Genomic DNA, 13,505 nt, shown 5'->3' with positions numbered 1-13,505 from the left:
ACCTAAACTATATAACACCTATTCAATTTAAAGAAAATACCTTAAAAAAATTGTCTAGTTAAGTGTTGACATACCACTTCTTCTTTTAGTCATAGAAAATGCCCCCAATATAGGGTAGTGACCCCACAAAGTTAGAGTTTTTATTATTTCTCTCTCTACCATATTGGGAGCATATCACTTTATAAGATGTGGGCTTTCATTCATGTTTAATAGAATGTTAGTTTTACTATACCTCACAAATAATAAGACATAAAAACAAATGAATTAGGAGTACTGTAATTTCCATTTCTCGCTTCATACAGGTACTATTACCAATGCTATATAAAATCTTTCAATCATAGCTGTTTTTTCAAAATTATATTGAATCAATTCGAATGTTAATGCTTCTTATCAGAATAAATAATACGAAGAAGCTTATCAAGGTAAAGAGAGGTAAGTAGCAGTGTGTGGGAAGAGCTATAAGTAACAATTTACCAAAGCATTTTTAGGTATAAATGCCTATAAAATCTATTTTATAGTATGATATTATAAGGATCTGTTATCTATAGTAAATGAGGTACCGTAAATCCTACTTCAATATATATTGCCTTAAACTAGGTTGCTGGTCAGTCTTTTTATTCCGAGGTTTTGTTTCTAAATATTATCATTTCAATCGTTATGTGAAAGGTGGATGCACAGACCTTATACTGCTCGTAAATCCAAATATAGTACAGCTTTATTTTGACATCAGGAGTGATTACGATTTGAAGAATGAACGATTATATATACTTATGGCTTGTTGGGCTCTTTCTGTCGGTGTTCAATTGATATTCCCCCCTACCTTATTTTTTGTTCAAATCAGCATTATTCTAGTAGTATTATTCATAATGACTGGCTTTAGAACCAGTTTTAATTTCTTTATTTTATTAACGACTATTCTTATATATGGTTTTGCTTTAACCATATATGCTTTTAATCAGCAAATACATGATCAGGGACAATATCAATATATTTTAGCACATGTACTATTGACAATTTCTTTATTGTTAAGCTGGCTTATGATCCACGATTTAAACTCGTTTAAGCAGAAACTACAAGAACTGCAAGTGCGCTTGCAGCATCTGGAAAAATACGATGCACAGACAAAAGCTTTATCACTTCAAGAATTTAAAGAGCGTGGACTTCTCATTGAAACGGGGATGCGTCGTCGTGGGGAAAAAGGTCAATTGTTACTATTTACAATGAAAAAGGATATACCTTTAGTGGTACAAGCTTCTTTACGCCAAGAGTTTATTAAAGCCTGTCTTCAAACAGTTAGATCACAGTTTGATCTCGTTACATCTCCAACCGAAGAAAGTGTCTTCATTTTTCTTCAAGGAACAGATGAAGTGGGTTGTAAAATCGTAATTAATCGTATCATCAAAACAATGAAAGAGAATATTAACTTTCTTACTCTTCCTTATCATATAGAAATGTATGAAACGGAAAATCTTAAAGAGACGTTGGATTCTTTGTTGCATGAGAGGGAGAGCAGCTTGTGAATATAATATTAATTGTAATTATGGCGTTCTTTTGGGGATTGTTATTATTTTATTCCATGTTAATGCTAGCGGGTGTTTACTTTCGGGTAAAGAAACAAAATCAAGGATCTCGGCTTCAATCGTATCCATCCGTTTCTATACTAATACCCGCACATAATGAAGAAATCGTTATTCAAAATACGTTACATGCAATGAGTCAATTGGAATATCCTGGCGATTTGAATATATATCTATTAGACGATAATTCAACAGATAATACCGCTCAAATTGGAAAGGACTTTCAGAAAACATTTAGCAGAATTCACTACCTTCCAGTACCACATGGCGAACCTAAAGGAAAATCGAGAGTGCTCAATTATGGGCTATCCTTGATCCAATCAACATATTTTCTAGTATATGATGCAGATAACGAACCAGAGCCTGATGCTGTGCGTTTGTTAGTAGAGAGAGCCGAAATAACGCCACATGCGGCTGGGGCTGTTGGCTATGTGAAAACGAAAAATGCATACAAAAATCTTTTAACACAAATGATAGCTCTAGAGTTTCAAGTGTTTCAACTGTTAATGCAATGTGGAAGATGGCAGCTATTTAAAATTGGTTCTTTACCTGGTACGAATATGTTGCTAAAACGCCACATTATTGAAGAAATTGGTGGGTATGATATGTATGCATTGGCAGAGGATGCTGAATTGACTATTCGATTAACTGCAGCAGGTTACTTATTGCCGATTGAAGTGGAGTCAAAGACATGGGAACAGGAACCAGAAACGCTAAAAACATTTATAAAACAACGTACTAGATGGTTGATTGGAAATATTTATTTGCTGGAGAAAGTGTTTACTTCTCTTAAATTTTGGCAGAAAAAAGCATTCCATCAATCGATGCAGCATCTAACCCTTTATCTGTTTTTTGCGTTTCTATTGTTATTCTCTCATATGTTTTTTATCGGGGGCTTATTAGGCTGGTTTGAACCAAAGTTCGCTATTCCAGTATTGATGCTCTGGTTTATGAGTTATATTGTCTATACTTCACAACTAATTGGTGCGATTGTAGTCGATCAAGATGTATCACCAATAAAAGTAACCGTCGCGATTATTATGTATTTTACGTATGCGCAATTTTTTGTGCTTCTGTTGGTGAGAAGTGTAGTTATTTATTTATGGAAAAGGTTTATAAAAAAAGAAACTATTCAGTGGGATAAAACAAATCGCTTTAAAAACCGATCGGAACAAGTTGAGGCGGGTGATAAGAGCACTTAAGACGCCATTGCTGGAAAGCTTACTTTCACTTTACCTCAAATTCGTTCAGTTGCTATGTTGCTAAATGGGCGCCTGGAGCCTTGATACGGATCCACCATTAAATGTTCATAAAACGTTGTGTACATAGAGCTCTCTTTTTTCGGAGAGTAATCTGTACGGATGGATAGATTTGTCCCTTGAATCAACTGCATTCGGTAGCTGTGTACTCGTTTTGTTTTCGCTTTACAGGATGGTCATATTTGCTTTTTGATTTTTGTATAAAGCTTTACCAATCTTGCTTTCATATCGCATATTTTACTTGTTTATCTTTTATCCCGATTTTTTATACCGCATGTAATGTACCCTAAGACTCCACTTCCAAATCTTGAGTCGATAAAAAAGGTCTAAGTTGAGAGAAAACGGCACCCTAAATGGCCGCTTCGTTCAAGGGCCTTTAGGTCATCTCCTTGTGGTACTAACATTCAGTAGGAGATGGAAGAAAACTCCTACTGAATGAAGTTTCACTTTATTTAAATCACGTATAAGTACGTTGTTTTTTTAATTATCTTTAGGGATGGTATCTACAGGTAACACCATTCTTAATCCATTACCAATAAAGTACTTCCTTCATGGATTAAGACAGCAGATGACATATTCATCTTTCCTAATATGTTAATAGCCTGTTTTTTATAGATACAGTAAAAAAATATACATCGATTCAAATATGCTAGCACCATGGCTAGCATATTTGAATTGTTTCAAACCTCAAGACTTTTTTGTTGAGATCTTGAGTTTTGTTCTTGTCTAGGAAATAACACTAGCATTGCATAAACTTTTTATTTCAAAGTCAAGCGAAAATATCTTGTTCCAAAATTAGGAATAATGGAAATTATAAAATTTTGCAGCTGTGGATAAACTTACGAAGTTATTTAGCCACGTCCGGCTCCAGCACCCAGCAACTAGGCGACTTCACGAATCGCCCTACGATAAGCCATCATCGGTTCAAGGTTAAGAGGAAGGCCGACTAAAAACGGGATTGCCGCCCGACGTCAGCATACTCCTGTTGCAGGGGCATGATCCCTAAAACTTTGAGTTGCTTAGCTCCAGTCGCTACGTTGCTAAACGGGCTCTCTGCGCCTTTGTTCATAGAGCACCTACATGTTTTGGGTCTTTAAAGCATGGATCGCATGTAGTTTTCTAGTTCAGGGATAACTTGGTCGTAGTTAAACTTCTCAGCAGTAGTTCTGCCATTTATTCGTAACCGTTCTTTAATTAGATCATCCGTTAAAACTTCAGTTACACTTTTAGCTAAACCTTGAATATCGCTTGGGAAATGGAGCAAGCAATTATAGTTATGAACTGCATATTCTTGTATTCCCCCACTATTTGTTAATACGACAGGTGTTCCGCAAGCCATTGCTTCTAATGGAGGTAGCCCAAATCCCTCATACCAAGAAGTAAATAAAAGCAAGTCAGCTTGCTGATAGATTTCTACAATTTCCTCTTGTCGTGGCTGAACAATATACGTAATAGGAAATAATGTATTATGTTCTGTACTGTGTTGACAAATCCACTTAACTTGAAAACGTAAACCACTATTCCAAACGTGCTCTAATGCGTTCAATGCATCCGTAAAACCTTTAAAGCGTAAACTTGGACTGCCTACTAATAAAATTGTAGGAGGAGCTGCTGTTGAATGATGCTTTGGTTTAAACAAAGAGATATCAATTCCGTTCGTTATAACAGGTGTATCGAGCGAGTATCTAGCTTTCAATACTTTGGCAACAAAGGAAGACACACTCACTATAGGTATACCTGCTTGATAACAAACTTCTAAACTGTGTCTAATACTAGGGATTTGGGCATAATTTGGAATGTCCCCAAATAATGATTCATGTCCTTGTTCCCAATAGAAAACCTTTGTATCCTTCCCTATAAATTCTAATAATTGATAAATCCATCCTATTACAACAAGGTCGCAATTTTTTGTATATTGCTCTACCAATTCATGTGTAGGAACTAATACTTCCTTATCTACTGATATTTCGCTCCATGGGGGAAGAACACTACTCTCCTTGTCTCCTTTAAAAAAAGCAGTTATATGATGGCCGCGCTTTCTAAGCTTTTCCATTTGATTAAGAAGCATCTTTACGCCACCAGTTAAACCATGATGAGGGAGAAGATAACCTATTTTTAACGGTTCTTTACTTAACTGGAGTGAATCATTTTTTTTTTTTTTGATTTACGTGGATATATTTTAATAATATTAGCCCCATTACCGTTAACATTAACTTGACTAAAGTGATAATCAAATTCGGAAAAATCCACAACGGACCAACGACTTTTATGCCGTTCTAATGTATTTCCTAAATAGTCTTCTTGAGGTGCTGGATGAATGGGTGTAGATACGATTAAGGAGGTATTGGTGATTTCTAATAAGTCTTCTAACAACTGGAACCCTTCCTGTTTCTCAAAATGCTCTAGCACATCGATAAGAAGCACGGTATCATACTTTTGTTTTAATTTAGTTAAGGTCGTATAAACTTCATCATAATACATGTCGTTATATACATAAGTGTGAATCGGATTTTGGTATGGTTTAAAACCTTCGATACCGTCTATTTTGACAAGCCAATCTTTCTTCTCGTACCGCTCATATGGTATGTCTAATGCTTCACGTAGAAGCACACCATATTTTCCAAAACCTATTCCAACATCTAAAATAGATGCTGGGTGATCGAGTAATACCAAATCAATTATCGCAGGGGTAGCTTGATACCAGCTTGTTGGCATAAATAAAACACCTCAACTTTGGTAGATAATCACAATCAGGACACCGGAAAATTCTCCTCCTCATTTTATAATATTTTCTCTATTTATGATTATGCTCAAAATCCTTAGTAAAGTACTGGTATTCATATTTAATTGCATTTTTTAATTCGTTGTCACCATCTAAATGTGTTGTAAATCTCCTAATAAGAAGTTTTAGCATGAGAGACATCCAATGTCCGAGTCGCTCATTTGATTAGTTCTTTTCCTTTATTAATTGGAGATTCACTTCATAAAATATGACTTTAAAAAAAGACTTGGCAACATGAGCAATTTGACAAATTTTAAATTAGATAAACAACTATACATTTATTCGCTTGAAGCATATACTGTTATCGTATAAATATATGTGTATAAATTCTATTAATGTTTGTACCCAGAGATTTAAAAACCTATTCTTTCATAAACCTTGCATATAAAAGGCTTTACAACGTCTTTATCTGCATTTAACAAGGGTTATATATGTTTGACAAAGGAGACAGTAGTATGAATGTTGAAACACATTGCATGAATGTAACGAAAGTTTATGACTGGATTAACCAAATGATAAACCTTAAAGCTAAAGAGTGTGTATCTATAAGTAACGGGGAACAGGGAGATTTTTGTATCAATTTTAATATTCCTTGTGATGGCACACGAGCGTTGATTTGGGATGGATCTAATGTAGATGATTTTACTGGAAACTATACAGTCACCATCTCTGACCAATGTACGGGAAATATTAATTTGTTTGTAAATGGAATTTATATAACAACATTAAGTGGCGGAGAAAGCTATAGTGCGCCTTTCACTGATCTGCAATCCGTGGAAGTACAATGTGAAGCAGAAACAGGCATTGTATATTGCAGTGGAAGTCTATATATCCAATCTGCGAACCAAAATAATGACCCACCAGAATTCGAAATCAATTGCTTCTTATCAGATGCTCTAGGAAATCAAATTGACCCAAGAAGCGAGAACGCGATATGTTGTGAGGAACAATCAGATCCGGATAATCGTATCAGCAAAGAGTTCATTATAAATGGCGAAACAGTAACTTTGCAAGAGGTGGATATAGTGGTGAAAGCATTTATCACGATTCAATTTATTGACGACATGGGCGATCTGCTTGGGCAATGTGTACTACCTTTCTGGGATGCAGAAACCGTGTATTTGTGTGCACCTACAGGAACGTCTATTGAATGTAAGCTTTCTGATTTCAATTGTAAGGTCAATTTTGTAGAACTTTGTGGTCCTTGCGCAGAATTATGTATTCGCATTTCCATGTGTCTTAGCGTTTTTGCAACCATTCCTGTTACCATTCGCTTATCGGGAAACTGGTGTGAGCCACGTGTGGCAACTTTTTCACGTACTCCCTGTCCCATGTAAAAAGTATGTATTAAATTTTTACCGCTCAGAGAACTATGATGCCACTCCATCCATTACGCATTTAAGTAGCTGTAGCCCCTAACTTTTTAGTTAGGTCTTATGCAACTTAAATGCTACATAATAATTTAAAAACAATAGTGTATTCGATACGTGCATTTTTATAATGATAAAAATGGGTGGGCTTATCCGTATAGCGTAAATGTCTAAGTCGATTTTAACAGTTTTTACTATCGTTGATGAAGAAAATGTTACACTGGAACTGCTTTTTACTTGTCCATTCCCAATGTGACTCATTGATCGTCTCCTTTCGCTTATCCCTCCTTCTTACTTACCCCACATAGAAAGTTTACATAGTTTTCTTTTAAAAGCTCATTTTTCCTTCTCGTTTCCTTCTATTAATTCAGTTATCAATTTTGGCGTTACAGTCTATTTGTGTTTTGTTTCATTCTCCTTTTAGGTTAAGTTATCACGCATAATTTTTTTCCTATAATACATTATTATTAAGGATAAATATATATAGAAAGGAGACCAGCGGATATGTTTAGAAAAAAACAATTATTTCCTAGGACCACCTATAAAGGTCAAAATTGTTCTAAATGTAATAACTGTAAAGTAATAAATTTCATAGAGTTCCCAAGCCCGCCAATCGGAGCGACTGGTTCAACTGGTCCAACTGGTGAAACGGGAGGTGTCAGCCCTGTCGGGGTGACTGGTGAAGCTGGAGCAACAGGAGCAACAGGAGCCCCAGGAGAAGTCGGAGCAACGGGCCCCCCAGGAGCCACTGGTCCCACATTTATTACGACATACGGCCAATTCTACAGACCAACTCAAACAGGTGTTTTAGGAGAAAACGCCATTATTCCTTTAACAGTTACTGGACCAAATACTACGGCGGATTTAGTATTATCTGGAGGGGGCGTTCGAATAAATACGGCTGGCTTATATTTAATAACGTATATGGCAAATACCGAAAATGATGTTAATGCAGGGGATGTCTCCTTTGCTTTAAACGTAAATGGCGGCGCTGCTATTCCTGTCTCGGTTGTGACTGTAAGTCCGTTTGTTGCTATAGATTTAGGAAGACAGCCTGGTACAAATCGAGTGTTACTCCAATTAGCAGCCGGAGATTTATTAACGTTGATTGTTATATCAGCCACAGCTAATCAATTATTTAGAGGACCAAATGCATCAAGTATTACACTTATAAAAGTAGCGAATTAGTTAAAATATATAACTAGCAGTTACATTGATCAAGTAAATTAAATTGGATAAACCAAAAGTAAAGAAGATAATTCATATCTAGATTGGATTTGGAGGCAAACAAGAGCGATTTTTTATGGTGGAAAAGTATGCTATTATCCGTTTCAAAGTTTTCTTTTGGGTAGAATAATCACGCATAATTTCTATTCTGTAATACATTATTAACTCAACTTTCGCACCAACAAAATAAGTACTAATCGTTGGGACTACTGAGTTAATGCTCTATCGAATTTATTGCTTGACAACCTTGGTAAAAAATGAAAAAACACCTCAATCTTGGTATAGTGAGATTATCACGAAATCACTACCACAGAAGAGGTGTCTCTTACTATGATAGATCAAACAAGCCAACATAATCAACTGCCGAAAGAACTTGATTCTGTTTTTTCTGAGCTTGAAATGAAAAAGGACTTACGTCAGGCAGGTATTAAAAAATTTTTTGGTTTCAGTTGTGCTTACTTATTTGAACTTGTATTTAGTTTGATTTTCCAACACAGAAACTGGTTTTCCCTTCTTGACTCAAAGAAGGCTGATCAATATCCAGGCAAAGATGCGGTTTACCGTTTCTTAAATCAGTCAACGTTTAATTGGCGCCGTTTTCTTTTGCTTTTAAGTTCTCATACCATTCAAAAGGTCACTCGCCTGACCGATAAGAAACGTCCCAAAGTTTTCATTTTGGATGACTCCGCCTATGATCGAAACCGCAGTAAAAAGGTTGAATTGCTGGCACGCTGCTTTGACCACGCTTCTCTTAAAATGCGTTTTTACAAAGGATTTCGAATGCTGACTTTGGGATGGTCTGATGGCTGCACATTCATACCAATTGATTTTTCCCTTCTAAGTTCAAAGAAATCTCAAATCAATGGGATTTCTTCGCAGATTGACAAACGTACCTGCGGCTACAAGCGCCGGGAAAATGCCCTGCAATCAGCTCCTGAACAAATTCCTGACATGATTGCGCGCGCTCTGGCTAATGGGGTGGACGCTAGTTATGTCCTCATGGATTCCTGGTTCACACTGCCGCCATTGGTCCAAGCGATTGTTGAGCAAGGCTTGGATGTGATTGGGATGGTCAAAGAAACAAAGCAGCGCTATATCGTAAATGGAAACCCTGTTTCTTTAAAGCAACTCTACCGCATGGCTCAACCAGTACAGGGAAAAAAGAAAGGAGTGCTTCGTTCCATCCATACAGTGATGGCTAATGGGACACCTGTTAAGGTTATTTTCATTCGAAACAGAAACAAAAGAAGTGAATGGCTTGCCATCCTGAGTACCGACTGCAGACTTACCGACCAAGAGATCATCCGAATCTATGGCATGCGTTGGAATATAGAGGTCTTCTTTAAGACGGCCAAATCCCTCTTAAAACTCGAGAAAGAGTTTCAAAGCCGATCATATGATGCGCTTATTAGTCATACAACCATTGTTTTTTCTCGTTTTATAGTTCTTGCGTGGCAAAATCGCTGTCACGTTGACCAGCGCACACTCGGCGGACTTTTTTACGAGTTGTGTGATGAAGTCAATGAACTTGATTGGGCTGTTGCTTTGCAGCAGTTAATCGAGCTTTTTCAGGACGCATTAAAACAGACAAATAAAAGAATCAGAAAGTTAATCCAAAGTCAACTTGAGCAGTGGGTCACTAGCCTTCCTAGTTATATCAAGGCTTATTTGCCGATTTCACTCTGCGAAAGTTGAGTTATTAATAAAAAAAAGTGCAGAAAGGAGAGATAGCAAAGATGTATAAAAGGAATCGTTTTACTGCTAGCAGTAGATATAATAATCGAACTTCCTCTAATTGTAGCAAACGTAAAATAATTAATTATTTAAAATGTCCTACTCCAACAATTGGAGCAACTGGTCCCACAGGTCCTGCGGCTACGACCTTTGGCCAGTTTTATAGATCAACTGCTACTGGAGTTTTAGCAGCTAATGCCATTATTCCTTTGTTAACCACCGGGCCAAATACTACAGCTGATCTGGTATTGACTGGAACTGGAGGGGTGCAAGTAAACACGGCTGGTTTGTACTCCGTATCCTACATGGCGAGCGCAGAAGATGATCTGTCTGCAAGCCAGGTCTCCTTTGCTTTAAATATAAACGGCGGTGCTGCCCTCCCTGTCTCTACCATGACTACGACTATATTTACTTCTGTAAGCTTTAGGAAACAGCCGCGTTCAAATACAGTTTTACTTCGATTTGCAGCTGGTGATGTATTAACATTGATTGTTACATCCGCATCCGCTAATCAATTTTTTAATGGGCCAAATGCAGCAAGTATCACGCTTGTAAAAATAGCGGATTAGTTAACAAGTATAAAGTATTGCAAATAAAATTAGATATGAAGGTTAGCATGTCTCCTTTTTCCTGTGTTAATGAGTCGGATCACCTTCTTAAATATATATGGGCTTCGCTGAAGACGAGAGCTTGTTTAACAAATGCAAAAAGCTATATATGGTTTGTTTTTAGCTTTCATGTGGAAATAAGAAAAATATGCCTGCCTATCTATGAATTATTTAATTAACGTTTTGCCCCTTTCTAGTTCAAATGATCACATACAGATTTTATTCCATCGTAATCGTACACGAAGATGAGAAATTATATATGAAAAACACTAGTTTTCAAGAAGTAGAATATAATAAAGAATTTACTATAAATGGAGTAAACGAAAAGTATCGATTAGCCAAAAGTAAATCCTACCCAAATCCTACCATAATTAGATCTACTCAAACAGGAGATATAGTAACAAACGCAATAGGTCCTCATGAACTGATGATACAACTACTCATTTTTTATCCTCACCATAGATTTGTTAGCAAAAATTTTTACCATCTTGTGTAATTGTAGGTTAGTTGTATTATACGGTATTTTTATTTGCTCATATATTATTATGAAGTAAATTTTTTTTAGGAGAAAGGAGAATAATAAGTAAATGCGAATAAGATTAAATCAAAATAATAAGAATAATCGTAATTTTGCTAATGTTAGTAATGCTGGTAGCTGTTTTGGCATTGGCTGCCCTGGTTGTGGCGGATGTAATGTTATTAATAATATATCTTGTGCAACTGGAGCGACGGGTCCTACAGGAGATATTGGACCGACCGGTCCAACTGGAGACACTGGTCCGACTGGAGACACTGGTCCGACTGGTGGGGCATTTGGCACGTTTGCCGACTTATCATCTTATCAACCGCAAACTGTAAACGTCGGGGCAAAGGTTGGATACACTCCCGGTCGACTTCTTTCTAATAACTTTACGTTTAACGGGATTGATACTTTAACTGTTCAACAAACTGGAACGTATTATTTAATTGGTGCATTAATGCCATCTTCCACTTCCGGTGGTCCTTTTGGTGTCGCAATAGCGATTAATAATAATATCGTAAACCCCTTTGGATTATACGGTGCAAACTACGGAACTACTTCCGGGCAGGAAGTTGTAGCGTTTGGACTTGAAAATTTAACTGCTGGGAATACGATCAGCCTTCATAATATTGGGCCATTTGCAATCACCATTGGAGGGAATATCGGAGCTATAACAAACGGACCTTCCAGCCGATTAACCGTAATTCGTATTTTTTAAACTATTTACTACTAGCCATCCATGTAGTGTTAAAAGCTTTTTCCTTAATTTATGTGTCTTTCTTTAATTTTAAAAGTGCCATAAATAACTAGTTAATCTCTCCCTTTTAACTTAAGTTAGGGGGGAGTATTTTCATGTTAAAAAAAGCAGCTCCTTTCATATAAAAAGATAAAACGGCCTTGCTCCTATAAAAGCAGGATGGAGGCCGCTAAAAAATTGGTGTTATTCCATGTTTTTATGAGTGGGTGGGGTCACTTAAAATCTTCAAAAAATTTTTCATTGTTCTTTACCAAAGGAGAATGTGGATTGTATTCTTTCACTTTTAAATGATGCTCATGTGATTTGTGTTTATCTCCTAATTGCCAATAGCATACACACATTTGTATATGTGGATACCAAGTAGTGTATGCAGTGTTCGTAAACCCAGAATCATCTTGAACCTCTATAGTAAGGGCTAACATATACCACCGAATAGCTTGATGAAACTTATATTGATTTTTATAATAATCACCAAGTCTACAAAGAACTTCTGGTCGAGGTAAATCATATTTTAAAGATTGTAATAAGGCATCTATCTCCTGCTCCGTTTTACCCAAGGCTTTATAGCAATCTGCTATATAAATACATGCCCGAATTTCATCTTCTATCCAGCCACGCTTCGTATCTAAAAATTGATGGTAGTAATCGATTGCCTTTCCAAAATATTGATGATCTTTTAATTCGTTAGCATAATAAAACATTTCTCTAGGCGTAAATGTAATTCCCTTTTTTAGCTGTCTTTCATAGATGTCAAGGTTACGCCCTTTAGCAGATGGATTTAAGGATTTATCTTGTTTGCGATGAGTAATTGCTATATCGGAATAATAAATATTACCACTTACTTCTAAATATTCATGGACCGCACCATACCATTTGAAATGATTACTCCGCTTCACTAAACGATTTCTTCTAAACTTAAAGGTCGGGTTTCCTTGATCATCGAATGCGGTGTGGTAGTACATGGATACAGCATCGATATTATCCGTTAACTCTTGTTTTAATTGCTTTAATTTTTCAAGGTCTTCTGGAAGAACGACATCATCTGCGTCCAAGAACATAATAAAATCTTTAGTGGCGTAACTAAAGGATTTATTTCTTGCTGCGGAAAAATCATAAATCCACTCAAAATCTATAACTTTATCTGTGAATTTTGCTGCAATTTCTTTTGTTTGGTCGGTTGAACCAGTATCCAATATAATGATTTCATCACATATATCAGCTACACTAGATAAACACTGTTCCAATACTTCTTCTTCATTTTTTACAATCATAGATAAACTGATTGTCTTCATATATTCTCCTCCCTGTCTATTTTGAATATAAGGTATTTAAGCCGCCACTCAGCATAAGGACAACGACAGATAAATGTTAATTAATTGGAGTTAACGTAGGTCACTCTCTATATATATTCATGCTAATTCATAGTTGGGTAGGTATTTCACCCAAATTTAATACATTTAGAATGTAAAATGACTTTCACAACATTGGAAAGCTAACCCTTTGCCGCATGTGCAATGGTGGGGGCATTATCGTATCCACAATGGTTCCTAAAACGAAAGGAAAAACATTGGAAGAAATTGAAGGATTTTTTAGAAGATAAGAAACCACCATGGCTCGCCTAGAGCGCGAGCCACCATCTATTATGAAAATAAATTTTAAATCTAAAAAGAG

Annotated in this window: 11 protein-coding genes; 7 read left to right on the top strand and 4 right to left on the bottom strand. The window is 36.4% G+C overall.

The features are described from left to right. Positions 1 to 743: 743 nt before the first annotated feature. Complete coding sequence (locus tag D1839_RS19205; protein ID WP_120381405.1) at positions 744 to 1,520, top strand: hypothetical protein; 777 nt, start codon at positions 744 to 746, stop codon at positions 1,518 to 1,520. Beyond that, positions 1,517 to 2,779, top strand: a complete 1,263-nt coding sequence (locus D1839_RS19200) for a glycosyltransferase family 2 protein (RefSeq protein ID WP_120381404.1) — start codon at positions 1,517 to 1,519, stop codon at positions 2,777 to 2,779. The genes D1839_RS19205 and D1839_RS19200 overlap by 4 nt, the downstream gene beginning before the upstream one ends. 1,150 nt (positions 2,780 to 3,929) lie before the next feature. Here the strand turns inward: D1839_RS19200 and D1839_RS19195 are convergent. Both D1839_RS19195 and D1839_RS19190 read right to left on the bottom strand, forming a co-directional pair. Beyond that, positions 3,930 to 4,904, bottom strand: a complete 975-nt coding sequence (locus D1839_RS19195) for a glycosyltransferase family 4 protein (protein WP_120381403.1) — start codon at positions 4,902 to 4,904, stop codon at positions 3,930 to 3,932. Between the two features lie 62 nt (positions 4,905 to 4,966). Next, on the bottom strand, positions 4,967 to 5,551 hold the full coding sequence (locus D1839_RS19190) for a hypothetical protein (protein WP_120381402.1): 585 nt from the start codon (positions 5,549 to 5,551) through the stop codon (positions 4,967 to 4,969). A gap of 522 nt (positions 5,552 to 6,073) precedes the next feature. On the opposite strand from D1839_RS19190, the gene D1839_RS19185 reads away from it, so the two are divergent. The 5 genes from D1839_RS19185 (at position 6,074) to D1839_RS20600 (ending at position 11,795) form a co-directional block, all read left to right on the top strand. Continuing rightward, positions 6,074 to 6,955 carry an S-Ena type endospore appendage gene (locus D1839_RS19185; RefSeq protein WP_120381401.1) on the top strand — a complete coding sequence of 294 codons (882 nt, stop codon included), beginning with the start codon at positions 6,074 to 6,076 and terminating at the stop codon, positions 6,953 to 6,955. A 537-nt stretch (positions 6,956 to 7,492) separates the two neighbouring features. Beyond that, on the top strand, positions 7,493 to 8,176 hold the full coding sequence (locus tag D1839_RS19180; protein WP_158589706.1) for a collagen-like protein: 684 nt from the start codon (positions 7,493 to 7,495) through the stop codon (positions 8,174 to 8,176). 369 nt (positions 8,177 to 8,545) lie between these two features. Further along, on the top strand, positions 8,546 to 9,910 hold the full coding sequence (locus D1839_RS19175) for an IS4 family transposase (RefSeq protein WP_120381397.1): 1,365 nt from the start codon (positions 8,546 to 8,548) through the stop codon (positions 9,908 to 9,910). A 41-nt stretch (positions 9,911 to 9,951) separates the two neighbouring features. Beyond that, positions 9,952 to 10,518: a hypothetical protein gene (locus tag D1839_RS19170; protein ID WP_120381396.1), complete on the top strand. Its 567-nt coding sequence runs from the start codon at positions 9,952 to 9,954 to the stop codon at positions 10,516 to 10,518. 626 nt (positions 10,519 to 11,144) lie between these two features. After that, the gene (locus D1839_RS20600) at positions 11,145 to 11,795 is read left to right on the top strand and encodes a hypothetical protein (RefSeq protein WP_183030282.1); all 651 of its coding nucleotides are present in this window, start codon (positions 11,145 to 11,147) and stop codon (positions 11,793 to 11,795) included. A 251-nt stretch (positions 11,796 to 12,046) separates the two neighbouring features. On the opposite strand, the gene D1839_RS19160 is transcribed toward D1839_RS20600, so the two are convergent. Both D1839_RS19160 and D1839_RS20595 read right to left on the bottom strand, forming a co-directional pair. Next, complete coding sequence (locus D1839_RS19160) at positions 12,047 to 13,126, bottom strand: glycosyltransferase family 2 protein (RefSeq protein WP_120381394.1); 1,080 nt, start codon at positions 13,124 to 13,126, stop codon at positions 12,047 to 12,049. Positions 13,127 to 13,310: 184 nt separating this feature from the next. Further along, positions 13,311 to 13,505, bottom strand: a 195-nt coding sequence (locus D1839_RS20595; protein ID WP_207667472.1) for a hypothetical protein, incomplete at its 5' end; no start/stop codon positions are given.

It is taken from the genome of Roseburia sp. 1XD42-34 (assembly GCF_009917385.1).
In the GTDB taxonomy this organism is placed as follows: domain Bacteria; phylum Bacillota; class Bacilli; order Bacillales; family Amphibacillaceae; genus Virgibacillus.
This window is presented reverse-complemented; position numbering and strand designations above follow the sequence as displayed.